This is a genomic window from Escherichia sp. MOD1-EC6842 (assembly GCF_002965705.1).
Lineage (GTDB): Bacteria > Pseudomonadota > Gammaproteobacteria > Enterobacterales > Enterobacteriaceae > Escherichia > Escherichia ruysiae.
The window spans coordinates 40,266-67,247 of sequence record NZ_PTRF01000012.1; the positions used below are offsets into that span (position 1 = coordinate 40,266).

At 51.0% G+C, this 26,982-nt stretch carries 22 protein-coding genes and 1 tRNA gene; 13 read left to right on the forward strand and 10 right to left on the reverse strand.

All coding sequences use genetic code 11. The features are described 5' to 3' along the window. Nucleotides 1-37: 37 nt before the first annotated feature. Nucleotides 38-634, forward strand: a complete 597-nt coding sequence (slmA, locus tag A7Z29_RS15215; RefSeq protein WP_000818603.1) for a nucleoid occlusion factor SlmA — start codon at nucleotides 38-40, stop codon at nucleotides 632-634. Between the two features lie 36 nt (nucleotides 635-670). Here the strand turns inward: slmA and pyrE are convergent, their stop codons facing one another. Beyond that, nucleotides 671-1,312 (reverse strand): orotate phosphoribosyltransferase, encoded by a 642-nt coding sequence (pyrE, locus tag A7Z29_RS15220; RefSeq protein ID WP_000806155.1) that lies wholly within the window; start codon nucleotides 1,310-1,312, stop codon nucleotides 671-673. 65 nt (nucleotides 1,313-1,377) lie between these two features. Further along, a complete protein-coding gene (rph, locus tag A7Z29_RS15225) occupies nucleotides 1,378-2,094 on the reverse strand; it encodes a ribonuclease PH (RefSeq protein ID WP_001247086.1) in 717 nt (238 codons plus the stop codon). Nucleotides 2,095-2,220: 126 nt separating this feature from the next. On the opposite strand from rph, the gene A7Z29_RS15235 reads away from it, so the two are divergent. Then, nucleotides 2,221-3,084, forward strand: coding sequence for a YicC/YloC family endoribonuclease (locus tag A7Z29_RS15235; RefSeq protein ID WP_000621334.1), 864 nt, complete (start codon nucleotides 2,221-2,223; stop codon nucleotides 3,082-3,084). Nucleotides 3,085-3,333: 249 nt separating this feature from the next. Further along, nucleotides 3,334-3,951: a trimeric intracellular cation channel family protein gene (locus A7Z29_RS15240; protein ID WP_000924289.1), complete on the forward strand. Its 618-nt coding sequence runs from the start codon at nucleotides 3,334-3,336 to the stop codon at nucleotides 3,949-3,951. Here the strand turns inward: A7Z29_RS15240 and ligB are convergent. Continuing rightward, nucleotides 3,948-5,633 carry an NAD-dependent DNA ligase LigB gene (ligB, locus tag A7Z29_RS15245; protein ID WP_105290420.1) on the reverse strand — a complete coding sequence of 562 codons (1,686 nt, stop codon included), beginning with the start codon at nucleotides 5,631-5,633 and terminating at the stop codon, nucleotides 3,948-3,950. The genes A7Z29_RS15240 and ligB overlap by 4 nt on opposite strands. 257 nt (nucleotides 5,634-5,890) lie before the next feature. On the opposite strand from ligB, the gene gmk reads away from it, so the two are divergent. The 5 genes from gmk to recG are packed head-to-tail and all read left to right on the forward strand — an operon-like array spanning nucleotide 5,891 to nucleotide 11,754. After that, a complete protein-coding gene (gene gmk, locus A7Z29_RS15255; RefSeq protein WP_010344504.1) occupies nucleotides 5,891-6,514 on the forward strand; it encodes a guanylate kinase in 624 nt (207 codons plus the stop codon). Between the two features lie 54 nt (nucleotides 6,515-6,568). Beyond that, a complete protein-coding gene (gene rpoZ, locus A7Z29_RS15260) occupies nucleotides 6,569-6,844 on the forward strand; it encodes a DNA-directed RNA polymerase subunit omega (RefSeq protein WP_000135057.1) in 276 nt (91 codons plus the stop codon). An 18-nt stretch (nucleotides 6,845-6,862) separates the two neighbouring features. Continuing rightward, nucleotides 6,863-8,971, forward strand: a complete 2,109-nt coding sequence (gene spoT / locus A7Z29_RS15265) for a bifunctional GTP diphosphokinase/guanosine-3',5'-bis pyrophosphate 3'-pyrophosphohydrolase (protein ID WP_000280472.1) — start codon at nucleotides 6,863-6,865, stop codon at nucleotides 8,969-8,971. A 6-nt stretch (nucleotides 8,972-8,977) separates the two neighbouring features. Then, nucleotides 8,978-9,667 carry a tRNA (guanosine(18)-2'-O)-methyltransferase TrmH gene (trmH, locus tag A7Z29_RS15270; protein ID WP_001070182.1) on the forward strand — a complete coding sequence of 230 codons (690 nt, stop codon included), beginning with the start codon at nucleotides 8,978-8,980 and terminating at the stop codon, nucleotides 9,665-9,667. A gap of 5 nt (nucleotides 9,668-9,672) precedes the next feature. Then, complete coding sequence (gene recG / locus A7Z29_RS15275; protein ID WP_105290422.1) at nucleotides 9,673-11,754, forward strand: ATP-dependent DNA helicase RecG; 2,082 nt, start codon at nucleotides 9,673-9,675, stop codon at nucleotides 11,752-11,754. Between the two features lie 189 nt (nucleotides 11,755-11,943). Here recG and gltS read toward each other — a convergent pair whose 3' ends face one another. Next, nucleotides 11,944-13,149, reverse strand: coding sequence for a sodium/glutamate symporter (gene gltS, locus A7Z29_RS15280; protein WP_000468835.1), 1,206 nt, complete (start codon nucleotides 13,147-13,149; stop codon nucleotides 11,944-11,946). Between the two features lie 279 nt (nucleotides 13,150-13,428). Here gltS and xanP point away from each other — a divergent pair, with 279 nt between their 5' ends. Together xanP and A7Z29_RS15290 are read left to right on the forward strand one after the other, a co-directional pair. Then, nucleotides 13,429-14,820, forward strand: a complete 1,392-nt coding sequence (gene xanP, locus A7Z29_RS15285; RefSeq protein ID WP_105290423.1) for a xanthine/proton symporter XanP — start codon at nucleotides 13,429-13,431, stop codon at nucleotides 14,818-14,820. Nucleotides 14,821-14,940: 120 nt separating this feature from the next. Further along, nucleotides 14,941-16,650, forward strand: coding sequence for an AsmA family protein (locus tag A7Z29_RS15290; protein WP_105290424.1), 1,710 nt, complete (start codon nucleotides 14,941-14,943; stop codon nucleotides 16,648-16,650). 52 nt (nucleotides 16,651-16,702) lie between these two features. On the opposite strand, the gene yicI is transcribed toward A7Z29_RS15290, so the two are convergent. Continuing rightward, nucleotides 16,703-19,021, reverse strand: coding sequence for an alpha-xylosidase (yicI, locus tag A7Z29_RS15295; protein ID WP_105290425.1), 2,319 nt, complete (start codon nucleotides 19,019-19,021; stop codon nucleotides 16,703-16,705). Between the two features lie 305 nt (nucleotides 19,022-19,326). Here yicI and A7Z29_RS15300 point away from each other — a divergent pair. Beyond that, nucleotides 19,327-19,421, forward strand: a tRNA-Sec gene (locus A7Z29_RS15300). Between the two features lie 162 nt (nucleotides 19,422-19,583). On the opposite strand, the gene fliB is transcribed toward A7Z29_RS15300, so the two are convergent. Beyond that, entirely contained in the window at nucleotides 19,584-20,801 is a 1,218-nt protein-coding gene (gene fliB / locus A7Z29_RS15305) for a flagellin lysine-N-methylase (RefSeq protein ID WP_105290426.1), read from the reverse strand. Nucleotides 20,802-21,285: 484 nt separating this feature from the next. On the opposite strand from fliB, the gene A7Z29_RS15310 reads away from it, so the two are divergent. Continuing rightward, on the forward strand, nucleotides 21,286-22,188 hold the full coding sequence (locus A7Z29_RS15310) for a carboxylate/amino acid/amine transporter (protein ID WP_000535939.1): 903 nt from the start codon (nucleotides 21,286-21,288) through the stop codon (nucleotides 22,186-22,188). A gap of 25 nt (nucleotides 22,189-22,213) precedes the next feature. Here the strand turns inward: A7Z29_RS15310 and nlpA are convergent, their stop codons facing one another. Next, nucleotides 22,214-23,032 carry a lipoprotein NlpA gene (gene nlpA / locus A7Z29_RS15315; RefSeq protein ID WP_105290427.1) on the reverse strand — a complete coding sequence of 273 codons (819 nt, stop codon included), beginning with the start codon at nucleotides 23,030-23,032 and terminating at the stop codon, nucleotides 22,214-22,216. Between the two features lie 219 nt (nucleotides 23,033-23,251). Between nlpA and yicS the strand changes: the two genes are divergently transcribed. After that, nucleotides 23,252-23,545 carry a protein YicS gene (yicS, locus tag A7Z29_RS15320; protein WP_105290428.1) on the forward strand — a complete coding sequence of 98 codons (294 nt, stop codon included), beginning with the start codon at nucleotides 23,252-23,254 and terminating at the stop codon, nucleotides 23,543-23,545. 41 nt (nucleotides 23,546-23,586) lie between these two features. Here yicS and nepI read toward each other — a convergent pair whose 3' ends face one another. From nepI to adeQ, 3 genes are all read right to left on the reverse strand, one after another. After that, on the reverse strand, nucleotides 23,587-24,777 hold the full coding sequence (nepI, locus tag A7Z29_RS15325) for a purine ribonucleoside efflux pump NepI (protein WP_105290429.1): 1,191 nt from the start codon (nucleotides 24,775-24,777) through the stop codon (nucleotides 23,587-23,589). A gap of 209 nt (nucleotides 24,778-24,986) precedes the next feature. Further along, nucleotides 24,987-25,439 (reverse strand): DUF1198 domain-containing protein, encoded by a 453-nt coding sequence (locus A7Z29_RS15330; protein WP_105290430.1) that lies wholly within the window; start codon nucleotides 25,437-25,439, stop codon nucleotides 24,987-24,989. 52 nt (nucleotides 25,440-25,491) lie between these two features. Then, nucleotides 25,492-26,826 (reverse strand): adenine permease AdeQ, encoded by a 1,335-nt coding sequence (adeQ, locus tag A7Z29_RS15335; RefSeq protein WP_105290441.1) that lies wholly within the window; start codon nucleotides 26,824-26,826, stop codon nucleotides 25,492-25,494. Nucleotides 26,827-26,982: the final 156 nt, after the last annotated feature.

The following is a 26,982-nucleotide window of genomic DNA, read 5'->3' on the forward strand; positions in this document are numbered from 1 at the left end:
GCCTGGCAAGTGCTTATTTTCAGGGGTATTTTGTAACATGGCAGAAAAACAAACTGCGAAAAGGAACCGTCGCGAAGAAATACTTCAGTCTCTGGCGTTGATGTTAGAATCCAGCGATGGAAGCCAGCGTATCACGACGGCGAAACTGGCCGCCTCTGTCGGCGTTTCCGAAGCGGCTCTGTATCGCCACTTCCCCAGTAAAACCCGCATGTTCGATAGCCTGATTGAGTTTATCGAAGATAGCCTGATTACTCGTATTAACCTGATTCTGAAAGATGAAAAGGACACTACTGCGCGCCTGCGCCTGATTGTGTTGCTGCTTCTCGGTTTCGGCGAACGTAATCCAGGCCTGACCCGCATCCTCACTGGTCATGCGCTAATGTTCGAACAGGATCGCCTGCAAGGGCGCATCAACCAACTGTTCGAGCGTATCGAAGCGCAGCTGCGTCAGGTATTGCGTGAAAAGAGAATGCGTGAGGGTGAAGGTTACACCACCGATGAAACGTTGCTGGCAAGCCAACTTCTGGCGTTTTGCGAAGGTATGCTGTCTCGTTTTGTTCGTAGCGAGTTTAAATATCGCCCGACGGATGACTTTGACGCCCGCTGGCCGCTGATTGCCGCGCAGTTGCAGTAATATAACGCCGGATGACTTACCATCCGGCGTTTCTTATCAAACCCCGTACTCTTCGCGATAAGCCTTAACCGCCGCCAGATGCTCCGCCATTTCCGGCTTCTCTTCGAGGTAAGCAATCAGGTCTTTCAGAGTGATGATAGAAATCACTTTGCAGTTGTAATCACGCTCAACTTCCTGAATCGCGGAAATTTCACCGCGACCACGTTCCTGACGATCGAGCGAAATCAACACGCCAGCAAGCGTAGCGCCATTGGCCTGAATAATTTCCATCGATTCGCGAATCGCCGTTCCGGCGGTGATCACATCATCCACCAGCATTACGCGTCCTTGTAACGCGCTACCAACCAGATTGCCGCCTTCACCGTGGTCTTTTGCTTCTTTGCGGTTAAAGCAGTACGGCAGGTCCAGGTCATGATGCTCCGCCAGTGCCACAGCGGTTGTGGTGGCAATCGGGATCCCTTTGTAAGCAGGGCCAAACAGCAGATCGAACTCAATGCCGGAATCCACCAATGCTTCAGCGTAAAAACGGCCTAACAGTGCCAGATCGCGCCCGGTATTAAACAGCCCGGCGTTGAAGAAATAGGGGCTTTTGCGCCCGGATTTCAGCGTAAACTCGCCAAACTTTAATACCTGTTTGCCAAGCGCAAATTCAATAAACTGGCGCTGATATGGTTTCATGCCTTCGCTCCTCATCTTACTTTTCTACAGACAAAAAAAAGGCGACTCATCAGTCGCCTTAAAAATCAGTTTGCCAGCGCCGCTTTCTGCGTCGCTACAATGGATTCGATTCCCCCTCGGGCCAACGCCAACAAGGTGAGGAGTTCTTCGTGAGTGAACGGCTCGCCTTCCGCCGTACCCTGAACCTCAATGATGCGCCCATCTTCGGTCATCACTACGTTCATATCCGTTTCTGCGGCAGAGTCTTCGACGTATTCCAGATCGCAAATCGCTTCGCCGTTAACGATACCCACCGAAACCGCTGCCACCATGCCTTTCATCGGATTGGTTTTCAGTTTGCCATTCTCAACCAGCTTATTCAGTGCATCTGCCAGCGCCACGCAGGCACCAGTGATTGAAGCAGTGCGCGTGCCGCCATCGGCCTGAAGTACGTCGCAATCCAGCGTAATGGTGAACTCACCCAACGCTTTCAAATCAACCGCCGCACGCAATGCACGGGCGATCAGACGCTGAATTTCCATTGTGCGTCCACCCTGCTTCCCCTTCGCTGCTTCACGAGCGTTACGGGTATGCGTGGAGCGCGGCAGCATACCGTATTCTGCGGTGATCCAGCCTTGCCCCTGACCTTTCAGGAAACGAGGCACGCCTTCTTCAATAGAGGCGGTACACAACACTTTGGTATCGCCAAATTCGACCAGCACCGAGCCTTCTGCATGTTTTGTATAGTTACGAGTCAGGGTAACGGGGCGCACCTGATTATTGCTACGGCCTGCTGGACGCATATTGAAATCTCCGGCTTGAAACAAATGTGGCTGCGCATTATACGGACTTCCGGCGGTTATTCCTATCCTGACAAGGCATCGATGGCTATAATCCTTCCACCTCTCCTTTTATAAACAGGAACGTCTATGATCCGCAGTATGACCGCCTACGCCCGGCGTGAAATCAAGGGTGAATGGGGGAGCGCAACCTGGGAAATGCGCTCGGTAAACCAGCGTTATCTGGAAACTTACTTTCGTCTGCCGGAGCAGTTCCGTAGCCTGGAACCTGTCGTTCGTGAGCGTATTCGTTCTCGCCTGACGCGCGGTAAAGTGGAATGTACCCTGCGCTATGAGCCAGATGTCAGCGCACAAGGAGAACTGATTCTCAACGAAAAACTGGCTAAACAGCTGGTAACTGCTGCGAACTGGGTAAAAATGCAGAGCGACGAAGGGGAAATAAACCCGGTTGATATTCTGCGCTGGCCGGGCGTAATGGCAGCCCAGGAACAGGATCTCGACGCTATTGCCGCTGAAATTCTTGCTGCTCTTGATGGTACGCTGGACGACTTTATCGTCGCGCGCGAAACCGAAGGTCAGGCGCTGAAAGCGTTGATCGAGCAGCGTCTGGAAGGCGTCACCGCCGAAGTAGCTAAAGTGCGCGCCCATATGCCGGAAATTCTGCAATGGCAGCGTGAACGTCTGGTCGCGAAGCTGGAAGATGCTCAGGTTCAGCTGGAGAACAATCGTCTGGAGCAAGAGCTGGTGCTGCTGGCGCAACGAATTGATGTTGCCGAAGAACTGGATCGCCTCGAAGCGCATGTCAAAGAGACCTACAACATTCTCAAGAAAAAAGAAGCCGTTGGTCGTCGTCTGGACTTTATGATGCAAGAGTTCAACCGCGAGTCGAACACTCTTGCTTCGAAATCTATCAATGCCGAAGTGACGAACTCCGCGATTGAGTTGAAGGTGTTGATTGAGCAGATGCGCGAACAGATCCAGAATATTGAGTAAGCGACACAGCATTGTAGGCCGTTGTTAATTTCAGCGGCTCTGCATACATCTACCTAAAAAACGTCAAAAATCCCATACTTTTTCTAATGCATTTTTCTTAACACAACATCAGAAAAATGCATTAGCTTTGCAGAAAGCACCAATTTCACATAACTATAAATTATCAATCAAAACTCACCTTAAAAAATCTCAATCGTGACGATGCACACAAATCGCTACCCTGCCAGACAGATTTTTAGGGAGAGAACCATGCTGTTACACATTTTGTATTTGGTTGGTATTACCGCCGAAGCCATGACGGGGGCGCTGGCGGCTGGGCGACGCCGAATGGATACATTTGGCGTAATTATCATTGCGACCGCCACCGCAATCGGTGGTGGCTCAGTGCGTGATATTCTGCTGGGCCACTATCCGCTCGGCTGGGTCAAGCATCCGGAATATGTGATTATTGTCGCCACAGCCGCCGTACTGACGACTATTGTTGCCCCGGTGATGCCTTATCTGCGCAAAGTCTTTCTGGTGCTTGATGCGCTCGGGCTGGTAGTTTTTTCTATTATTGGTGCACAAGTCGCGCTGGATATGGGGCACGGTCCGATCATTGCCGTTGTCGCAGCGGTGACGACCGGCGTGTTTGGCGGCGTTTTGCGAGACATGTTCTGTAAACGCATCCCGCTGGTCTTTCAGAAAGAGCTGTATGCTGGGGTTTCATTTGCCTCCGCTGTACTCTATATCGCGTTGCAACACTACGTCTCTAACCATGATGTGGTGATTATTTCCACTCTGGTGTTTGGCTTTTTCGCTCGCTTGCTGGCGCTGCGTCTTAAGCTGGGTTTACCCGTCTTTTACTACAGCCACGAAGGTCACTAAGGCACAAAACCTGTGACCTGCTGGGCAGCCAGCCAGTTGCCCAGCATCTTGATTTGCCCATTATCTTTCCATTCAATAACCTGGCTGGCACGACGAGGTCCTGTCTCTGGCAGTTGCCGCCAATGCTGTTCGCTTCTCTGCAAAACTTGCTCCCAGGTGCTGGAATCGCAGGCGTTAAGCGCCGCCTGGGTTAAGGGTATTCCCATTGCCATCACCCAGCGGGTAAAAGGCTGCTTACGTGCCAGATTAAACTGATGCCATAACTGCTCGCTTTTGCTTTTCGCTATCCCCGGCGTGTTCTGCAATTGCTCTGGCGTTAACTGAAGCCAGGAAAAGATATGCTCAAGGTGATGAGTCTGATGCAGCGCACGCCAGCCAGCTTCACCAATGCCGTCCAGCCCCAAAACCTGTTTTGACCCCAGCCAGACTAGCCGTGAAATGAATTGCTCCTGACAAACATCAGAAGCAAAGTAGCAGGTCAACGAATTAAAGCGGTTTTCTGGCGGAATTGGTTTAGTACGTTCCGTTCCGCGCCAGACCACATCGTCAATGCGTGGAATACCCTGACCGGCAAGACTAACGAGAATTTGATCGCCAGGCGCAATATCCCATTCCTGCCAGCGCCTGACGGAACCAATATTCACCCGCTGAACTTTTTTATCATCCAGCATGACAGGCGCGAGTGACGCCACCACCGATATTTTGCCGCTCTTACCCACCGCAAACTGAATCGCATTCACTTCGGCAACCTGTGCCACGGGTTGATATTTCCACGCCACCAACCAATTCGCCTGACCCGGTAGCCAATGGATGGATTCGGGTTCTTTCGCCGCTCGTACAACGACACCATCGGTAACAAAGGGTAACGCTGTTTTCCACCACTCATTACGTATCCGCTCAATCTCATCAGCATTTTTGACTGCGCGAGTGTACATCTGCGTCAGACTAAACCCTGCGGTTGCAAGCTGTTGCAATCGCTCGGTCATTAACTGCGGTCCATCCGGCCACGCCCAGATAAACACGCCAAGTGAATTTAGCGCGTCAGTATTGTTCTGCCGCATCATCATGCCCGCGACTTTCGAGCGCGCATTCATTCCCCCCATTTGTTGTTGGATATGCCCCTCACGCTGGAGAAATATTTCGCCCTGCAGCGTACTGTTGGCTAAAGGTCCGCTGACGGATTGTGGTACAGAAGGAATCGAGCGAACTTTCTGCGTCCAGTCTTCGCCCTTCAGGCCATTACCACGACTGATCGCTTTAATCAGTTTTCCCTCACGGTAGACCAGAGTTACCGCAACGCCATCAACTTTTGGTTGCACCCAAAGATCGCTGCGTTCACGCATCCACAGTCTTAACGCATTTTTATCCGCCATTTTACGTACGCCCGTATGCGCAACCGGATGGATAACCGTGCCGTTTAAAAGCGGCATCATGGCGTCACGATGCGTCTCTTCACCAAAACAACGTTGCCACTGCGTAAGACGGGCACTTATCTGATCGTAAACACTGTCTTCCACATCACTTTTTCCTACTCTCCAGTAATCATCGTCCCACTGTTTTATTTGTTGTTGCAGGCGGGAAATTTCTTCATGCGCTCTGGCGGGCGACCAGGCTGGGCAGACCGCCTGCGCCGATGATTGCCAGCACAAAATCCCCATTAATACCGCTATCCATACTTTCATCATCACCTCCGCTGTAGTCAGGCGGGCAGGTATACAACGTGGTGAATGTAAATCCGAGTGGCAAAAACGAAGTGTGCGAGAACGCTTCCAGAGAATCGTTCTGATTGCAGTAAATGACAGGGAATTGCGGAAACAGCTACGCAAAACGCAACAACTTTGCGCAAAAAGTATGAGCGAGGGCTACGTCACGTGACCGCGCCGTGTATAATAAGCTCGTATGTAGGCTTTATTTCGCTAATCACATACGAAAGATACTCATGGCTCAAGGCACGCTTTATATTGTTTCTGCCCCCAGTGGCGCGGGTAAATCCAGCCTGATTCAGGCTTTATTAAAAACCCAACCGTTGTATGACACCCAGGTTTCTGTTTCACACACCACGCGCGCACCGCGTCCAGGTGAAGTACACGGTGAGCATTACTTCTTTGTTAATCATGATGAATTTAAAGAGATGATTAGCAGAGATGCATTCCTTGAGCACGCGGAAGTGTTCGGTAATTACTATGGCACTTCGCGCGAAGCCATTGAGCAAGTACTGGCAAGTGGCGTAGATGTTTTTCTGGATATCGACTGGCAGGGCGCGCAACAAATTCGCCAGAAGATGCCACATGCGCGTAGTATCTTTATTTTACCGCCGTCCAAAATCGAGCTGGATCGCCGTCTACGCGGTCGCGGTCAGGACAGCGAAGAGGTCATTGCAAAGCGTATGGCGCAAGCAGTTGCAGAAATGAGCCATTACGCCGAATATGATTATTTGATTGTGAATGATGATTTTGACACCGCACTGGGTGATCTGAAGACCATTATTCGCGCCGAACGCTTGCGCATGAGTCGCCAAAAGCAACGTCATGACGCTTTAATCAGCAAATTGTTGGCAGACTGAACCTTCTTTCAGTATCATGCCCAGTCATTTCTTCACCTGTGGAGCTTTTTAAGTATGGCACGCGTAACTGTTCAGGACGCTGTAGAGAAAATTGGTAACCGTTTTGACCTGGTACTGGTCGCCGCGCGTCGCGCTCGTCAGATGCAGGTAGGCGGAAAGGATCCGCTAGTACCGGAAGAAAACGATAAAACCACAGTAATCGCGCTGCGCGAAATCGAAGAAGGTCTGATCAACAACCAGATCCTCGACGTTCGCGAACGCCAGGAACAGCAAGAGCAGGAAGCCGCTGAAATTCAAGCCGTTACCGCTATTGCTGAAGGTCGTCGTTAATCACAAAGCGGGTCGCCCTTGTATCTGTTTGAAAGCCTGAATCAACTGATTCAAAACTACCTGCCAGAAGACCAAATTAAGCGTCTGCGGCAGGCGTATCTCGTTGCACGTGATGCTCACGAGGGGCAAACACGTTCAAGCGGTGAACCCTATATCACGCACCCGGTAGCGGTTGCCTGCATTCTGGCCGAGATGAAACTCGACTATGAAACGCTAATGGCGGCGCTACTTCATGACGTGATTGAAGATACTCCCGCCACCTACCAGGACATGGAACAGCTTTTTGGTAAAAGCGTCGCCGAGCTGGTAGAGGGGGTGTCGAAACTTGATAAGCTCAAGTTCCGCGATAAGAAAGAGGCGCAGGCCGAAAACTTTCGCAAGATGATTATGGCGATGGTGCAGGATATCCGCGTCATCCTCATCAAACTTGCCGACCGTACCCACAACATGCGCACGCTGGGCTCACTTCGCCCGGACAAACGTCGCCGCATCGCCCGTGAAACACTCGAAATTTACAGCCCGCTGGCGCACCGTTTAGGTATCCACCACATTAAAACCGAACTCGAAGAGCTGGGTTTTGAGGCGCTGTATCCCAACCGTTACCGCGTAATCAAAGAAGTGGTGAAAGCCGCGCGCGGCAACCGTAAAGAGATGATCCAAAAAATCCTCTCTGAAATCGAAGGGCGTTTGCAGGAAGCGGGAATACCGTGCCGCGTCAGTGGTCGCGAGAAGCATCTTTATTCGATTTACTGCAAAATGGTGCTCAAAGAGCAGCGTTTTCACTCGATTATGGACATCTACGCCTTCCGCGTGATCGTCAATGATTCCGATACCTGTTATCGCGTGCTCGGCCAGATGCACAGCCTGTATAAGCCGCGTCCAGGTCGCGTGAAAGACTATATCGCCATTCCAAAAGCGAACGGCTATCAGTCTTTGCACACCTCGATGATTGGCCCCCACGGCGTGCCGGTTGAAGTCCAGATCCGTACCGAAGATATGGATCAAATGGCGGAGATGGGTGTTGCCGCACACTGGGCTTATAAAGAGCACGGCGAGACCAGCACCACTGCGCAAATCCGCGCCCAGCGTTGGATGCAGAGCTTGCTGGAGCTTCAACAGAGCGCCGGTAGCTCATTTGAATTTATCGAGAGCGTTAAATCCGATCTCTTCCCGGATGAGATTTACGTTTTCACACCGGAAGGGCGCATTGTCGAACTGCCTGCCGGTGCCACGCCTGTCGATTTCGCGTACGCGGTGCATACCGATATCGGTCATGCCTGCGTGGGTGCGCGAGTTGATCGTCAGCCTTACCCGCTGTCGCAGCCACTCTCCAGCGGACAAACCGTTGAAATCATTACCGCGCCGGGCGCTCGCCCGAATGCCGCCTGGCTGAACTTTGTCGTCAGCTCGAAAGCACGCGCCAAAATCCGCCAGTTGCTGAAAAACCTCAAGCGTGATGATTCCGTTAGCCTGGGGCGTCGCCTGCTCAACCACGCGTTGGGTGGCAGCCGTAAGCTGAATGAAATCCCGCAGGAAAATATTCAGCGCGAACTGGATCGCATGAAACTGGCGACACTTGACGATTTGCTGGCAGAAATCGGTCTTGGCAATGCAATGAGCGTAGTGGTAGCGAAGAATCTCCAGCAGGGAGACGGTTCCATTCCACCAGCAACCCAAAGCCACGGGCATCTGCCGATTAAAGGCGCTGATGGCGTGTTGATCACTTTTGCGAAATGCTGCCGCCCTATTCCCGGCGACCCGATCATCGCCCACGTTAGCCCCGGTAAAGGTCTGGTGATCCACCATGAGTCCTGCCGTAACATCCGTGGCTACCAGAAAGAGCCAGAGAAGTTTATGGCTGTAGAATGGGATAAAGAAACGGCGCAGGAGTTCATTACTGAAATCAAGGTGGAAATGTTCAACCATCAGGGTGCGCTGGCAAACCTGACTGCGGCGATCAACACAACCAATTCCAATATTCAAAGTTTGAATACGGAAGAGAAAGATGGTCGCGTCTATAGTGCCTTTATTCGCCTGACCGCCCGGGATCGCGTACATCTGGCAAATATCATGCGCAAAATCCGTGTGATGCCAGACGTGATTAAAGTCACCCGAAACAGAAATTAATGTTTTATGAACCCAACACGTTATGCACGCATCTGTGAAATGCTCGCCAGGCGGCAGCCTGACCTGACCGTCTGCATGGAACAGGTTCACAAACCCCATAACGTTTCTGCGATTATTCGTACCGCAGATGCCGTTGGCGTACATGAAGTTCATGCCGTCTGGCCTGGCAGCCGGATGCGCACTATGGCTTCGGCTGCGGCTGGCAGCAACAGTTGGGTACAGGTGAAAACGCACCGCACCATTGGCGATGCCGTCGCCCATCTGAAAGGCCAGGGAATGCAGATTCTGGCTACACATCTTTCTGATAACGCCGTCGATTTTCGCGAAATTGATTACACCCGCCCGACCTGTATTTTGATGGGTCAGGAGAAAACGGGCATCACGCAGGAAGCGTTAGCACTGGCGGATCAGGACATCATTATCCCGATGATCGGCATGGTACAGTCGCTGAACGTTTCCGTCGCATCGGCACTCATTCTTTACGAAGCCCAGCGTCAGCGGCAAAACGCAGGCATGTACCTTCGTGAAAACAGCATGTTACCGGAATCAGAACAACAACGCCTGCTGTTTGAAGGCGGCTATCCGGTGCTGGCGAAAGTCGCAAAACGCAAAGGCCTGCCTTACCCCCACGTCAATCAGCAAGGCGAGATCGAAGCTGATGCCGACTGGTGGGCCACCATGCAGGCTGCAGGGTAAGTGCGATGAAAGGTCGCCTGTTAGATGCTGTCCCGCTCAGTTCCCTAACGGGCGTTGGCGCGGCACAAAGTAACAAGCTGGCGAAAATCAACCTGCATACCGTGCAGGATTTACTCTTACACCTTCCCCTGCGCTACGAAGATCGCACCCATCTTTATCCCATTGGCGAGCTGCTACCCGGCGTTTATGCCACGGTTGAAGGCGAAGTGCTGAACTGTAATATCTCCTTCGGCGGTCGACGGATGATGACCTGCCAGATTAGCGACGGTTCCGGCATTCTCACCATGCGCTTTTTCAACTTCAGTGCGGCGATGAAAAATAGCCTGGCGACGGGACGACGTGTGCTGGCCTACGGCGAAGCAAAGCGCGGCAAATATGGCGCGGAGATGATCCATCCGGAATATCGCGTACAGGGTGATCTCAGTACTCCGGAGCTACAGGAAACGCTCACGCCGGTTTACCCAACGACTGAAGGCGTTAAACAGGCAACGCTACGTAAATTAACCGACCAGGCGCTGGATCTGCTGGATACCTGCGCTATTGAAGAACTGTTGCCGCCGGAACTGTCACAGGGGATGATGACGCTGCCGGAAGCCTTGAGAACTCTGCATCGCCCGCCGCCGACGCTGCAACTTAGCGATCTGGAAAGCGGGCAGCATCCGGCACAACGTCGTCTGATTCTGGAAGAACTGCTGGCGCACAACCTCAGTATGTTGGCGTTACGCGCTGGAGCACAACGTTTTCATGCCCAACCGCTTAGCGCCAATGACTCGCTGAAAAATAAACTCCTTGCCACCTTACCGTTCAAACCAACGGGTGCTCAGGCACGTGTGGTGGCGGAAATCGAGCGCGATATGGCGCTCGATGTTCCGATGATGCGTCTGGTGCAAGGCGATGTAGGTTCCGGTAAAACGCTGGTTGCTGCCCTTGCCGCGCTGCGTGCAATTGCTCACGGGAAACAGGTGGCGCTGATGGCACCAACCGAGTTGCTCGCCGAACAGCACGCCAATAACTTTCGCAACTGGTTTGAGCCGCTCGGTATCGAAGTGGGCTGGCTCGCCGGTAAACAGAAAGGTAAAGCACGACTGGCTCAGCAAGAAGCCATCGCCAGCGGTCAGGTGCAGATGATTGTTGGTACGCACGCCATCTTCCAGGAACAGGTGCAATTTAACGGTCTGGCGCTGGTGATTATCGACGAACAGCATCGTTTTGGTGTGCATCAACGCCTGGCGTTATGGGAGAAAGGCCAGCAGCAAGGGTTCCATCCGCATCAGTTAATCATGACCGCCACGCCGATCCCCCGCACGCTGGCAATGACCGCCTATGCCGATCTCGATACCTCGGTCATTGATGAACTGCCGCCAGGGCGTACCCCGGTGACGACAGTGGCAATCCCGGATACGCGTCGTAACGACATCATTGACCGCGTGCGTCACGCCTGCATGACTGAAGGTCGTCAGGCGTACTGGGTGTGCACACTCATTGAAGAGTCAGAGTTACTGGAAGCGCAGGCAGCGGAAGCTACCTGGGAAGAGTTGAAACTGGCGCTACCAGAGTTGAATGTTGGCCTGGTACACGGACGGATGAAACCAGCCGAGAAGCAGGCGGTGATGGCGTCGTTTAAACAAGGTGAGCTACACCTGCTCGTTGCCACAACCGTTATTGAAGTCGGCGTTGATGTGCCTAACGCCAGTCTGATGATTATCGAAAACCCGGAGCGTCTGGGTCTGGCGCAGTTACACCAGCTGCGCGGGCGCGTGGGACGTGGCGCGGTGGCTTCCCACTGCGTGCTGCTCTACAAAACGCCACTCTCCAAAACGGCGCAAATTCGCCTGCAAGTGCTGCGTGACAGCAGCGACGGATTTGTGATTGCACAGAAAGATTTAGAGATTCGCGGTCCTGGCGAACTGTTAGGTACGCGTCAGACGGGTAATGCCGAATTTAAAGTGGCAGATTTACTGCGTGAACAGGCCATGATCCCGGAAGTTCAGCGCCTGGCACGGCATATTCACGAACGTTACCCACAACAGGCAAAAGCCCTGATAGAACGCTGGATGCCAGAAACAGAACGTTACTCGAATGCGTAAAAGGCGGCGGTGAGAAGACCGCCGTTTCAGATTGATCTACCTTCCTGCCGGATGCGGCGTGAACGCCTTATCCGGCCTACAAAAAAACTCACAAAATCAATAAATTGAGAATTATTACGTAGGCCAGATAAGCGAAGCGTATCAGGCATTTGTTTTGTTGCGGCGGCACTTATACCGCCGCTTCATCGGTTACCCCGCAAAAATCGGCAACATCAAATACAGCTTAATCACCAGCGCGTTAACGATATCGATAAAGAACGCACCGACCATCGGCACCACCAGGAAGGCCATGTGCGACGGGCCAAAGCGTTCGGTAATCGCCTGCATGTTGGCAATTGCCGTGGGCGTTGCACCAAGGCCAAAACCACAGTGACCCGCAGCCAGCACCGCCGCATCGTAGTTTTTGCCCATCATGCGCCAGGTGACAAAGATGGCGTACAACGCCATGAAGATGGTCTGTGCGACCAGAATCGCCAGCATCGGCAGCGCCAGCGAAGCCAGCTCCCAAAGTTTCAGCCCCATCAACGCCATCGCCAGGAACAACGACAGACTTACGTTACCCAACACCGATACCGCACGCTCAAAGACGCGGTAAAAGCCCATCATTGACAGACCGTTACTCAGAATCACACCCACAAACAGCACGCAAACGAAGGTCGGCAATTCAAAAGCTGTGCCAGCCAAAAGTTGCGCAACAATTTTCCCCACCGTCAGACAAATCGCGATAAGAGCGATGGTTTCAATCAGCACCAGCGAGGTGATCATGCGCCCAACGTCCGGCTTTTCAAATGCGGTGGGGACTTCCTGGTCATCCGGAATACCGTTTGGCGTGGTGGAGTGCTTCACCAGATACCGCGCCACCGGCCCCCCAATCAAGCCGCCCAACACCAGACCAAACGTTGCACAAGCCATCGCCACTTCCGTCGCGTTGGTGAAGCCATAACGTTCAATGAACAATTTACTCCACGCAGCACCTGTACCGTGGCCGCCGGAAAGCGTAATAGAACCGGCCAGCAGCCCCATCAGCGGATCAAGCCCTAACAGGCTAGCCATCCCAATGCCGATGGCATTTTGCATCACCAGTAAGCCAACAACCACGATGAGGAAAATCCCCACCACACGCCCACCGGCACGCAGGCTGGCAATATTGGCATTCAGACCAATGGTTGCGAAGAATGCCAGCATCAACGGATCGCGCAGGGACATATCAAAATTGACTTCCCAGCCCATACTTTTTTTCAGCACCAGCAGCGCCAGTGCCACCAGCAACCCTCCGGCAACCGGTTCAGGTATGGTGTATTTCTTCAGAAAGGAGACGGAATGGACCAACTTGCGCCCGAGCAGCAACGTCAGGGTTGCTGCAACAAGCGTTGCTAAAGTATCGAGATGAAACATAGTTACTCCTTTGTGTCCGCACCACTCTTTCACACTCGTCATACTTCATCGCGCATGTGCATTAGGGCGAAATATGACGAGTATCGAGTCATGCTATCCCGGTTCGAATTCTCAGCTGAAAATAAAAAAATGGCATGGATTTTAAGCAGAAAACAACCAAAAGTTATATAAAAAAGTGCATTTATCGCATTTAAATATTTAGAAGAATGCATGGCAAACGTTTGCTTTTGCCTTTCGGTCAGCTAAAATGCCCGCTTTGCCACCACGGGATTGTTTTCGATGTCTGTTTCCACCCTAGAGTCAGAAAATGCGCAACCGGTTGCGCAGGCTCAAAACAGCGAACTGATTTATCGTCTTGAAGATCGTCCGCCGCTTGCTCAAACTCTGTTTGCCGCCTGTCAGCATCTGCTGGCGATGTTTGTCGCGGTAATCACGCCAGCACTGTTAATTTGCCAGGCGCTGGGTTTACCAGCACAGGACACGCAACACATTATTAGTATGTCGCTGTTTGCTTCCGGTGTGGCGTCGATTATTCAGATTAAAGCCTGGGGGCCGGTTGGTTCCGGGTTATTGTCTATTCAGGGCACCAGCTTTAACTTCGTTGCTCCGCTAATTATGGGCGGAACGGCACTGAAGACCGGTGGCGCCGATGTTCCTACCATGATGGCGGCGCTCTTCGGCACACTGATGCTGGCAAGTTGCACCGAAATGGTAATCTCCCGCGTTTTACATCTGGCGCGCCGCATTATTACGCCTCTGGTTTCTGGCGTCGTAGTAATGATTATCGGCCTGTCGCTAATACAGGTTGGGTTAACGTCCATTGGCGGCGGTTATGCGGCCATGAACGATAACACCTTTGGCGCGCCGAAAAATTTGCTGCTGGCGGGCGTGGTCTTAGCTTTAATCATTCTGCTTAACCGTCAACGTAACCCTTACTTACGCGTGGCCTCGCTGGTGATTGCGATGGCAGCCGGATATGCGCTGGCGTGGTTTATGGGCATGTTGCCAGAAAGCAACGAGCCGATGACGCAAGAACTGATTATGGTGCCAACACCGCTCTATTACGGGCTTGGTATTGAATGGAGTTTGCTGTTGCCGCTGATGCTGGTCTTTATGATCACCTCGCTGGAAACTATTGGCGATATCACCGCCACCTCCGACGTTTCCGAACAACCGGTTTCCGGTTCGCTGTACATGAAACGCCTGAAAGGCGGCGTACTGGCAAACGGCCTGAACTCGTTTGTATCGGCGGTGTTTAACACCTTCCCGAACTCCTGCTTCGGGCAGAACAACGGTGTGATCCAGTTGACCGGTGTTGCCAGCCGTTATGTCGGTTTTGTCGTCGCACTGATGCTGATTGTGCTCGGCCTGTTCCCGGCTGTGAGCGGTTTTGTGCAGCATATTCCGGAACCGGTACTTGGCGGCGCTACGCTGGTGATGTTTGGTACTATCGCCGCATCAGGTGTGCGTATCGTTTCTCGTGAACCGCTGAATCGTCGGGCCATTCTGATTATCGCGCTGTCGCTGGCGGTCGGTCTGGGCGTTTCTCAGCAGCCGCTGATTTTGCAGTTTGCCCCTGACTGGCTGAAAAACCTGCTCTCCTCCGGGATCGCCGCTGGCGGTATCACTGCCATTGTGCTGAACCTGATTTTCCCGCCAGAAAAACAGTAATCCACTCACGGCGGTAAAATTCTTTACCGTCGTAGCCACTCGCTTTCTCCATTCCCGCCTTGAGGAATGCGCGTAAATCGTGCATAACTCCCTTATGTGCATTTCACGGGATGGAAGACCATGAAATTTATTGGGAAGCTGCTTCTCTACATTTTCATCGCGCTATTCGTGGCGATCGCTGGCCTCTATTTCCTGCTGCAAACCCGCTGGGGAGCAGAGCATATCAGCGCATGGATTTCCAGGAATAGCGACTATCATTTGACCTTCGGAGCGATGGATCACCGGTTTTCCGCACCATCTCATATCGTGCTGGAGAACGTCACATTCGGTCGCGATGGTCAACCCGCCACTCTGGTGGCGAAAAGTGTCGATATTGCGCTAAGTAGTCGGCAACTGAGCGAACCACGCCATGTCGATACTATCCTGCTGGAAAACGGGACGTTGAATCTCACCGACCAGACCGCGCCGTTACCGTTCAAAGCGGATCGGCTGCAACTGCGTGATATGGCGTTTAACAGTCCCAATAGCGAGTGGAATCTCAGCGCACAGCGAGTAAATGGCGGCGTCGTTCCGTGGTCGCCGGAAGCCGGTAAAGTCCTGGGCACGAAGGCTCAAATTCAGTTCAGTGCCGGCTCTCTGTCGCTCAACGATGTTGCTGCTACCAATGTACTGATTGAAGGCACTATTGATAACGATCGCGTCACGCTTACGAATCTGGGCGCCGATATCGCTCGTGGTTCATTAACTGGTAATGCGCAGCGTAATGCCGATGGTAGCTGGCAGGTAGAAAATCTGCGCATGGCCGATATCCGTCTGCAAAGCGAAAAATCTCTGACCGATTTCTTTGCACCTTTGCGCTCTGTCCCGTCGTTGCAGATTGGCCGCCTTGAAGTGATCGACGCTCGCCTGCAAGGTCCGGACTGGGCGGTGACCGACCTCGATCTCAGCTTGCGCAACATGACCTTCATTAAAGATGACTGGCAGACGCAGGAAGGCAAGCTGTCAATGAACGCCAGCGAGTTTATTTATGGTTCGCTGCATTTATTTGACCCGATTATGAACGCGGAGTTTTCCCCTCAGGGCGTCGCGCTGCGCCAGTTTACCAGCCGTTGGGAAGGCGGAATGGTACGAACGTCAGGGAACTGGCAACGCGATGGAAAAACGCTGCTCCTCGACGACGCAGCGATTGTCGGGCTGGAATTTACCTTGCCGAAAAACTGGCAACAGTTGTGGATGCAGCAAACTCCCGCCTGGTTAAACACTCTGCAACTGAAGAGATTTAGCGCCAGCCGCAACCTGATCATTGATATCGACCCTGACTTTCCGTGGCAGCTCACCGCGCTGGATGGTTATGGCGCGAATCTGACGCTGGTTGCCGAGCATAAGTGGGGGGTGTGGAGTGGCACGGCGAACCTGAATGCCGCCGCCGCAACGTTCAATCGTGTCGACGTTCGTCGTCCGTCGCTGGCGCTAACCGCCAATAGCAGCACGGTGAATATCAGCGAACTTAGCGCATTTACCGAGAAAGGCATTCTTGAAGCCACTGCCAGTGTCTCACAAACGCCGCAGCGCCAGACCCATATCAGCCTGAACGGACGCGGTGTGCCGATGAACATTTTGCAACAGTGGGGATGGCCAGAGTTACCTATTACGGGCGATGGTAATATTCAGCTCACCGCCAGCGGCGATATCCAGACCGATGTACCGCTAAAACCCACGGTTAACGGACAACTCCATGCTGTGAACGCTGAAAAGCAGCAGGTAACCCAAACCATGAATGCTGGCGTAGTTTCCAGTGGCGAAGTCACGTCAACGGAGCCAGTGCAGTAAAAATCAATCTCGCCGGGCACGACATAGCCGTACCCGGCATTCCTTCAATAAATTACAACGTAATTGTCAGCGCATTCCCTTGAGGCGTCACCACCACGCCCAAGTCACTTTCAGCCTGCGAACCGCCTTGCAAACCATTTACTTTCGCAATATTACGCAAGCACAGTGTCCAGTTCTTCGCCTCGCCCGCGCCTGTCACGGTAATCGTATTGCCAGTACGCGCCGCTTTCAGGGTGAAGATCACCGAACCATCGGCGGCGGGCACTTCACAGACAGCTTCATGCCCGTCTTGCAGATTAAAAAGCTGGAAAGCCGTGCCTTCATGCCACGCGTAGTCGGGGCGTTGGTCATTGTTCCCCAGCGCCAGTAAGGTGTTGTCACGCACGTAAACCGGCAAACTAAGAAAATCATGCTGCTGTTTATGCCAACGGCTGCCTTCTGTTTCATCGTTATGCCACAGATGCGTCCAGCGACCTTCTGGCAGATAAAACTGTACATCGCCCACTTCAGAGAACACTGGCGCAACCATCACGCTGTCGCCCAACATGTATTGACGGTCAAGATAATCACAGGCCGGATCGTCCGGGAACTCCATCACCATTGCGCGCATCATCGGCGTACCCAGCGCGTTAGCACGAGCGGCTTCGCGGTACAGATACGGCATCATACGGCATTTAAGCTGAGTGAAATGGCGCACGACATCGCAGGATTCATCATCATAAGCCCACGGCACACGATAAGATTTGCTGCCATGTAAACGGCTATGGCTGGAGAGCAAACCAAATGCGCACCAGCGTTTGTAAACGTGTGCCGGAGCGGTATTCTCAAAGCCACCGATATCGTGGCTCCAAAAACCAAAACCAGAAAGGCCAATAGACAAACCACCGCGCAGGCTTTCCGCCATTGATTCGTAGTTAGCGTAACAGTCGCCGCCCCAGTGTACCGGGAATTTCTGCGCACCGACGGAGGCCGAGCGGGCAAACAAGACGGCTTCTTCCTCACCGACGGTTTCCTTGAGCACGTTCCACACCAGTTCGTTGTAGATGTATGCATAATGGTTATGCATTTTCTGCGGATCGGAACCGTCAAACCACTGAACGTCTGTTGGAATACGTTCGCCAAAGTCGGTCTTAAAGCAATCGACGCCCATCGCTACCAGGCCTTTCAGTTTATCGGCGTACCATTTGCAGGCATCTGGGTTGGTAAAGTCATAAATCGCCAGACCTGGCTGCCATTTATCCCATTGCCATAACGAGCCGTCCGGGCGTTTGAGTAAATATCCTTTCTCTTGCAACTCTTTAAATACCGGGGATTTTTGCCCTATATAGGGGTTAATCCAGACGCAGATTTTCAGCTCTTTCGCTTTCAGGCGGCGGATCATCCCTTCCGGGTCAGGGAAAGTTACCGGATCCCACTCAAAATCGCACCACTGGAAAGCTTTCATCCAGAAACAGTCGAAGTGGAAAACATGTAGCGGCAGATTCCGTTCCGCCATGCCGTCGATAAAGCTGTTTACCGTTGCTTCATCATAATTAGTGGTAAATGAAGTCGTTAACCACAAACCAAAGGACCATGCTGGCGGCAACGCCGGACGCCCGGTAAAACGGGTATAACGATCGAGCACCGCTTTCGGCGTCGGGCCATCGATAACAAAGTATTCGAGATATTCACCCTCAACGCTGAACTGTACTTTGGAGACTTTCTCCGATCCCACTTCAAACGAGACGCACTGCGGATGATTAACCAGCACACCGTAGCCACGGTTGGTGATATAGAACGGGATGTTTTTGTACGCCTGTTCGGTGCTGGTTCCGCCATCACGGTTCCAGGTTTCCACCGTCTGACCGTTACGCACCAGCGCAGTGAAGCGTTCCCCCAGACCGTATACCGTTTCACCGACACCGAGATCCAACCGCTCAAACATGTAGCTACGGTTGGTGTTGGTATCCTGTATATAGCCGTTATTTTTCAACTGGCTACCGGTAATGCGCACACCATTGCGCAGAAAATCGAGCGACCAGAATTCCCCTTTGGTAACGCGAACACTCAAATTACCGCTCTTCAGCTCGGCATATTCACTCGTGTTTTGCATCTCCACCGGAACGTCATGCAACACATTAATCGGGTAATGCGGACCGCTATCCAGCGCCCCTTGAAAATGCTCAATCCGCACGCCAACCACACCTTCCTGAGGTGAAAAAAAGCGCAGCGTAAACAGCGGCGTATCCAACTGCCAGGTACGCTCCCGCACATCACGCGGCGCGGCATAAACCACCATCTCCTTTCCCCGGTGCTCAACATCAAAAACCTGGATGGGGTGAATCAAATTAAGACCAGGTTGAATAAGCCAGTTTCCATCGCTGATTTTCATAATCCGTTCCTTTCGTTCTGAAATTTTAGTTACCGCATGCATGACAAGTGAAGAAGGCGCCAGTCAGACAGCCCGAAAGTAAACCATCCTTAAGAGTGCGGATATTGCTATTTTTTGTTATCAACTTACGTTTCTTGTTTTCTGTGATCGCGGTAGCGCCAAAATGTAACTTATGGATTTGCTGAAGGTTTCTGTGAAAGGGATCATGGCAAGACGAAACGATACGGAAAAAAGTGTGATGGGGGATGTGATAAGGCGAGGAACTAGCTATAATGCGCCCCGCCTCCATGTAGCAATCGAGGCGCGGAAGATCGTCGTCTCCGGTGAGGCGGCTGGACTTCAAATCCAGTTGGGGCCGCCAGCGGTCCCGGGCAGGTTCGACTCCTGTGATCTTCCGCCAAAATGCCTCTACTGATGTTCACCAATCCCTTGTAATACGATTAAAACCAGACATTTTCTTCTGTTCATGATTCATTCGGCTTAACCGAGTTCGTTCTTAACATTTATTGCAATGGCGGCGACATGTCAGACAAAGACTTAACCCAGTCTCCGGCAGGCGAATTTAACAAATCAACAGCAGGCAGGAGAGATCGTCCCCGGCATTGATCATGTCAATAGCTTTATCCATCCGCTGATTGATAATTGGCGAATGCAAGGTTTTCTCGGCAAGGCTCGCCACAATCTTCAGCACCGTTGCCTCATCAGGAGTTGCTTCCAGCGATGTCACACTCAACAAATGCTTTATATAGAAATAATCGAGGATTAAACGGTAAACCTGGCGCATGATCGTTGAGAAATCAGCATCCGGAAAATGACAGTGGTAAATTTTGTAGGTCAGTAAATTGCGCAATACATGCGGGGCGCTGAGGATAGAATCCTGGCAAAGCTGCTGCCATTGCTTATCCAGAACTGCAAACTTATCGACCAGATCCTGCTTATCCGTGCTGGCTGTAATGTTTAAATACACTGCCATCTTCCGATGCACCCCAGCGATAATGTTATCCCTGGCACCTTCATTCGCGATAAGTGAACCCAATGCCGACAGCGCGCGCACCTTCAATCCAACCGACTCCGTTGACGTTGAGCGATGAATCAAACTTATACCTGCCGCCAGCTCGCTTAATAGTTCCTGATGATACTGTTCGGCCTGCGCAAAATGGCGATGCAGATCGAACTCAATGCGTTGCAAGTAAACCATAAACTGTGCCAGCGCCATCAGGTTCTCTTCAACGTTCAACGATGGCGACTGTAGAAGGTGCCAGGCAAAGAGATGCACAATCTGTTGGATCTGATTAACCGGCTGCTGCCGGGCGATGATATTGTTTTTCGCCTTCGCCAGCAGCTCATCTTGTTCATGCACTAACATGCTGTCGGCATCGAACAATACCAGCCGGGCTACTTCCGGACATGAAAGCGTCATCGAATAACGAGTTGTATCCGCGTAGTGCTTTTTACAACGTGGATAAGTAGAACAGGTAACTGAAAGCGCGTTGCCTCCCAGCTCGCGATGAACCAGGCAGAGTTTATTTTCGTCGAGAAACGGACACTGCCCCTGCGCGTCCAGCTTAATTCTCGAATATCTTTGTTTACCTTTTCGCACCAGCATCAAATTCTCTTTCGCCAGCCTGGAAATTTCCAGATGGTGTGCGTTGAGGTAATCATGATGAGTTTTCTTGTCGATATCTATTTGCCATCCCTGACAACAGGAAATCAGGCAGTCAGGTCCGACACAGGAAAACTTCTTCACAAACTCGGGTTTGATCACTTTATGGATTTGCATAACATTCTTCGCGTTTAAAAAGCGAACAGTAACATGCTGTCAGAAAAAAATGATAACGCCATAACATGACGGTTTAATAAGCATTTCACGCGTTTCATAAAGATAAAAATAATGCTCGACCTCATCAAATTACCCACGCTATTTGTCAGCGACGCTAATGCCAAAATATTTCGTTGCGACGTGATAAGAGATTTCAATGCTTTTGAATAACGACCGACGCAAACTATGAAGGATACTTATGAGAAAAATATTTATGATTCCGACGAGGATAATATAAAAGCCTCACGGTCGATTTTATTTTCAGACTGCTTCTGGCTGGCGATAATAATGTCAGACGTATCAATGGTCTGCCTGTTATTGCTCAAGATGCGTAACTATTGCTGAGAGGCAACATAAATATGCCTTATATGAACAGAGCCATCCTTGCCATTTTTGCTATCATGCCTGCATACATAAATGACAAAACCGTATGTAGAGGGGAAAAATGGGTTCCACCAGAAAGGGGATGCTGAACGTTCTAATTGCCGCCGTATTGTGGGGAAGTTCAGGTGTCTGCGCACAATACATCATGGAGCAAAGCCAGATGTCATCGCAGTTTCTGACTATGACGCGACTGATATTTGCCGGTTTTATTCTGCTAACGCTCTCCTTTGTCCACGGCGATAAAGTCTTCTCAATCATTAAAAATCATAAAGATGCCATCAGCCTGCTGATTTTTTCCGTTGTTGGCGCACTGACCGTCCAGCTTACTTTCTTACTGACAATTGAAAAATCCAATGCTGCTACAGCAACGGTGCTGCAATTTTTATCACCAACGATTATCGTGGCATGGTTCTCACTGGTACGTAAATCACGCCCCGGAATCCTGGTTTTTTGCGCCATTCTGACGTCGCTGATTGGTACGTTTTTATTGGTGACACACGGTAATCCGACGTCATTATCGATCTCTCCTGCTGCGTTATTCTGGGGTATCGCCTCGGCATTTGCTGCCGCATTCTATACGACATACCCCTCAACGCTCATTTCCCGTTACGGCACGTTGCCAGTGGTCGGCTGGAGTATGCTCATTGGTGGTCTGATCCTGTTGCCCTTTTATGCCGGACAAGGAACAAATTTCGTGGTTAATGGCAGCCTGATTCTGGCATTTTTCTATCTGGTGGTAATTGGAACTTCGCTAACCTTTAGTCTGTATCTGAAAGGCGCACAGTTAATTGGCGGGCCAAAAGCCAGCATTTTGAGCTGTGCAGAACCATTAAGTAGCGCGCTGCTCTCTTTGCTGTTGCTGGGGATCACTTTCACATTACCTGACTGGCTGGGAACGCTGCTGATTCTGTCATCGGTGATTTTGATTTCAATGGATTCCCGCCGCCGCGCCAGAAAAATGTGATCGTCTGGCGCGGCGCGGTTGATAATTACCAGCCCGGCACCGCGCCACCGTTAAAGATAGTTTCTGCCGCTTTAGCAACTTCTGGTGATTGATAAGATTGCAAAAATTCCTTCACGTTTTCTGCATCCTTGTTATCTTCCCGCGCCACCAGAATGTTCACATACGGCGAATTTTTATCTTCAATAAATACGCTGTCATGCACCGGGGAAAGCCCGGTTTGCTGAATATAAGTCGTGCTGATAATCGCCACATCCACTTTCGGGTCGTCCAGTACACGCGGCAACTGTGCCCCCTCCAGTTCCATTATCTGCAAATGACGCGGGTTATCGGTAATATCCAATGCCGTTGGCAGTAAACCTTTCCCTTCTTTCAACGTAATCAGTTTCTCTTTTTGCAAAAGTAACAGCGCCCGCCCAAGGTTGGTCGGATCATTCGGAATCGCCACTGTCGCCCCATCTTTTAGCTGATCGACCGTTTTAATTTTTTTCGAATATCCCGCCATGGGGAATACAAAGGTATTTCCCACCGCCACCAGTTTATAACCGTGCGCCTGATTATCCTGTTCAAGGAAAGGGCGATGCTGGAATACATTGGCATCCAGTTCACCATGATCTGTTGCATCGTTCGGCAGCAATGAACCGCTAAATCCAATCAGTTCAACCTCAAGGCCATACTTCTCTTTAGCCACTTTTTTTGCGACTTCCGCCACATCTTGTTCGGCACCGTTTATGACGCCAACTTTAATGTGTTTGGTATCGCTGCTTTGCTGGTCGCAGCCTGCCAGTAGTATTCCTGCCAGTAATAACGCAGCTCCTGTTCGTAGATGATGTGTTGTCAGTTTCATTTTTTATCCTTTTATTAATGATGACCTGACTATAGCGGTAAGGTCGCTGCGGTTAAAAAACGAAATGCTATCGATAAGAAGAAAAAGGAATAAAAGAGGAATATAAGGTCTGGCACTTCTTACTGAATACTAAAACGCGTTTCGTACAGCATGATTAGAGCGATGAAAACAAACTACACTTATGCTTCATTCGATGCCATTTGTAAAAAGGTAGAACTCATGAAACCAACGACGCTGCTTCTTATTTTCGCTGTTTTCGCGATGCCGGGTATGGTGTATGCCGAGTCGCCTTTTAGCTCGTTACAATCGGCGAAAGAGAAAAATACGGTATTACAGGATTTGCGAAAAATTTGTACCCCGCAGGCATCGTTATCAGATGAAGCGTGGGAAAAGTCAATGTTGTCTGATGAAAGCAATAAACAACACATACGCGAAGCCATCGTGGCGATGGAGCGTAATAATCAGAGTAACTACTGGGAAGCGTTGGGCAGGGTAGAATGCCCGGATATGTAGGAGCGGCAACAGCCACTGACCAACACTTCTTTAAACTGATATCAGGATTTCTTCATTTTCACTTTTGCAGTAACCAACAGCGCGGTAAGCAACATCAACGTGCCGGACAATATTAACGGCGAAGTCAGACCAATGTTATCCAGTGCATAACCACCAATTGCCGCGCCGCAGGTATTGGCAAGCTGAATAACAGCCACCTGAATAGATCCCGCCTTTTCTGCCTGATCGGCTAATGAGCGGGTGATCCACGTTGACCAGCCCACGGGAATTAAAGCAAAGGTCAGCCCCCAGATAATCGCCACACCGGTAGCAATAATTTTATCGCTTCCCCACAACGTCAGTACCAGTGCACTAAGAGCAAGCACTAACGGTGCTCCCGCTAAGGCCAGTTTTACTGAACGTTTAAGAATGATCGACGAAAGCGACGTACCGACAAAACTGGCGATACCAAAACTCAACAGCACCAGCGTTAAGCCATCTACGCCGAATCCCGCCAGATTCATATATACCGGTCGAATATAGGTGAAGAAAGCGAATTGCCCCGCAAAGGACATAAAGATAGCGATCATCCCGGCCATCACCCCCGGACGCTGCAACAAACGGAAGGTATTTTGTTTCTGATGCGAGGGTTCGCCAGGCAGCGAAGGCAATGATTTGATAATCCAGATAATACACAGCACGCCCATCACCGCTGCCGCATTAAAGACATTGCGCCAGCCGATAAGCTCGCCTAAAAAGCTGCCTAACGGCGCGGCAATCACCAGCGCAATAGAAACCGCGCCGAAGATCACCGACAGCGCCTTCGGCACCGTACGAGGCGGCACCAGACGCATGGTCAGTGACGCTGACATCGCCCAGAATCCGCCTAGCGCCAGCCCCAGACAGGCTCGACCGATTAATAACATTCTGAACGAGCTGGCAAAGGAAACCAGTAAGCAAGAGAGCGTCAGCAAAACGGCGAACAAAATAACAACGTAGCGGCGGTCGGTGGCCTGAATTGTCTGGGTAATAAACAAACTGGCAAACATCGCCACAAAGGCGGTCACAGTCACCGATTGCCCGGCAAGCCCTTCCGAAATCCCTAAATCCTGCGCCATCGGCGTCAGCAAACTGACAGGTAAAAACTCAACGATAATCAGGCAGGCGACGCAAAACGCCACCGAGAAAACGGCTGACCAGTTCGGTCGGGTGATGGCATCCGCGCCACAGTTTTCTTCGATATGTTCACTCATGGTGTTACCCGTGGCATGTTTCAGGGGAAAGCCGGTCAGTTTAGCATTGAAATGTGTGACGTATTTAACGTTTCTGCAACTTTTACGGTGTTGCTTGAGCTGGAGTTAAGATCGAAACGGAACAGGGCAAAGATTACCGAATGCGGCATGAACGCCTTATCCCCCCTACAGGTCAGGCGCGGTCTGTAGGCTGATAAGACGAAGCGGTTTTAATGCAGCCAATGAACGCCCTCGGCAGGCTGAAAGAACGCGTTATAGCGCATCTGGAAAGCGTTAATCTCCTGCATTTCAGGTTCTGTTTCGCGCAGAAAACCCAGCGCCAGCCTGACCTGAGCGTCGGTAATGGGAGCTGCGAGGCGGGCTTTTTGTAAAATTCGATGCCATTGCAACAGGTTCTGTTCGCTACCATCGACAATGACAATTTGCCAGATGAGCAACACCTGCGCAGCATTTTGCAGGTGCGACTCATCCGGGCGATGCAGATAACGTAAAAATTCGTCACCCGCTGACTTTCCCATCTGATCGACCATCGATTCGACGGGTACGACATCAATATTCAGCCGATCGCTGAGACGGCGAATCGCCTTTCTGGCTCCGGATGTCAGCACCCGAAAACCAATCACAAACACCACCGCCATCGTAGCGAGCATTATCCAGATCATGAGTTCTCCTGCGTAACCGGCCCTCATGATATCTGGAAACACTTATCAGATACTAATCCACCAGGATGATTTTCAGCGCAAACAGCGCCGCTACAACCACCACACACAGGTTCAGATCGCGCCATCGTCCGGTACAAACTTTCATAATGCAGTACGACATAAAGCCCAGCGCGATACCTTCAGTGATCGAGAAAGTAAAGGGCATCATCACCGTAGTAATAAATGCGGGCACCGATTCGGTAAAATCATCCCAGTTAACGCGCGCCAGACTTGAGGTCATTAACACGCCCACGAAGATGAGCGCCCCGGCAGTCGCATAGGGTGGAACCATTGCCACCAGCGGTGAGAAGAACATAACCAACAGGAACATAACGCCGACCACAACCGCAGTCAGCCCCGTGCGGCCACCGACCGCCACACCAGAAGTACTTTCAATATAGGCGGTAACAGACGAGGTGCCGATAAACGCACCCGCCACCGAACTGACGCTATCGACATACAGCGCCTTATTCATATTGGGGAAATTACCGTTACTATCTATTAAGCCAGCTTTATCAGTTACCCCAATTAATGTTCCTGATGAATCAAATAGGTTGATCAGCATAAAGGAGAAAATGATACCGGCAAGTTCAAGCGACAACGCGCCGCTCAAATCAACTTCACCAATGACACCGCTAATATCGGGTGGAATGGAATAGATACCGCTAAAATGAACATCACCGAAAAATAATCCACAGCAGGAAGTAACAACAATAGAAACCAACACCGCCGCATGAAAATTACGTGATGACAACACGGTTATAATAAAAAAACCTAAAATACCTAACAACACGCCGTGAGAACTTAAATCGCCAATCATAACCAGCGTATCTTTATTGGCGACAATAACACCGGTATTTTTTAATCCCATCAAGGCAATAAATAACCCGATACCACTGGTGATACCAATACGTAAACTTAATGGAATGTTGGAAATCATCCAGTAACGGATACGAAAGAGCGTGAGCAAAAACAGTCCGATTGCGCCCCAGAATATGGCTCCCATCCCGGTCTGCCAGGAGATCCCCATCGCCCCCACGACCACGAACGCGAAGAAGGCGTTCAGCCCCATTGCCGGAGCCAGCGCCACGGGTAAGTTAGCAAATATCCCCATCGCAATACTGCCAATACCGGCAATTAAACAGGTGGTGACAAATACCACTTTCGGGTCCATTTGTGCCGCGCCAAGGATTTGCGGGTTAACAAAAACGATGTACACCATGGTTAAAAAAGTGGTCATCCCCGCAATCAATTCTGTGCGGACGGTGGTTCCATGTTGAGGAAGTTTAAATAATCGCGAAAGCGTCCCTGATTCATTACTCACGTAATCGGTATTGTCATTATTCATTTTTTTGTCCATTGAAGGAAATTTAAATCCTTGCTTTTGTAAAACAAATGACAACACTGGTTCAGTGATAATTATCACATTTCAATTGCACATTAATGGATATTCTTTAATAATCTCGCGACGTTTCTTTATGATAAATAATAATCAATTTGATAA

Bases quoted from the DNA above. Each gene is read 5' to 3' on its own strand.
- slmA (WP_000818603.1), top strand. From the start codon at position 38: ATGGCAGAAAAACAAACTGCGAAAAGGAACCGTCGCGAAGAAATACTT.
- pyrE (WP_000806155.1), bottom strand. From the start codon at position 1,312: ATGAAACCATATCAGCGCCAGTTTATTGAATTTGCGCTTGGCAAACAG.
- rph (WP_001247086.1), bottom strand. From the start codon at position 2,094: ATGCGTCCAGCAGGCCGTAGCAATAATCAGGTGCGCCCCGTTACCCTG.
- A7Z29_RS15235 (WP_000621334.1), top strand. From the start codon at position 2,221: ATGATCCGCAGTATGACCGCCTACGCCCGGCGTGAAATCAAGGGTGAA.
- A7Z29_RS15240 (WP_000924289.1), top strand. From the start codon at position 3,334: ATGCTGTTACACATTTTGTATTTGGTTGGTATTACCGCCGAAGCCATG.
- ligB (WP_105290420.1), bottom strand. From the start codon at position 5,633: ATGAAAGTATGGATAGCGGTATTAATGGGGATTTTGTGCTGGCAATCA.
- gmk (WP_010344504.1), top strand. From the start codon at position 5,891: ATGGCTCAAGGCACGCTTTATATTGTTTCTGCCCCCAGTGGCGCGGGT.
- rpoZ (WP_000135057.1), top strand. From the start codon at position 6,569: ATGGCACGCGTAACTGTTCAGGACGCTGTAGAGAAAATTGGTAACCGT.
- trmH (WP_001070182.1), top strand. From the start codon at position 8,978: ATGAACCCAACACGTTATGCACGCATCTGTGAAATGCTCGCCAGGCGG.
- recG (WP_105290422.1), top strand. From the start codon at position 9,673: ATGAAAGGTCGCCTGTTAGATGCTGTCCCGCTCAGTTCCCTAACGGGC.
- gltS (WP_000468835.1), bottom strand. From the start codon at position 13,149: ATGTTTCATCTCGATACTTTAGCAACGCTTGTTGCAGCAACCCTGACG.
- xanP (WP_105290423.1), top strand. From the start codon at position 13,429: ATGTCTGTTTCCACCCTAGAGTCAGAAAATGCGCAACCGGTTGCGCAG.
- A7Z29_RS15290 (WP_105290424.1), top strand. From the start codon at position 14,941: ATGAAATTTATTGGGAAGCTGCTTCTCTACATTTTCATCGCGCTATTC.
- yicI (WP_105290425.1), bottom strand. From the start codon at position 19,021: ATGAAAATCAGCGATGGAAACTGGCTTATTCAACCTGGTCTTAATTTG.
- fliB (WP_105290426.1), bottom strand. From the start codon at position 20,801: ATGCAAATCCATAAAGTGATCAAACCCGAGTTTGTGAAGAAGTTTTCC.
- A7Z29_RS15310 (WP_000535939.1), top strand. From the start codon at position 21,286: ATGGGTTCCACCAGAAAGGGGATGCTGAACGTTCTAATTGCCGCCGTA.
- nlpA (WP_105290427.1), bottom strand. From the start codon at position 23,032: ATGAAACTGACAACACATCATCTACGAACAGGAGCTGCGTTATTACTG.
- yicS (WP_105290428.1), top strand. From the start codon at position 23,252: ATGAAACCAACGACGCTGCTTCTTATTTTCGCTGTTTTCGCGATGCCG.
- nepI (WP_105290429.1), bottom strand. From the start codon at position 24,777: ATGAGTGAACATATCGAAGAAAACTGTGGCGCGGATGCCATCACCCGA.
- A7Z29_RS15330 (WP_105290430.1), bottom strand. From the start codon at position 25,439: ATGATCTGGATAATGCTCGCTACGATGGCGGTGGTGTTTGTGATTGGT.
- adeQ (WP_105290441.1), bottom strand. From the start codon at position 26,826: ATGAATAATGACAATACCGATTACGTGAGTAATGAATCAGGGACGCTT.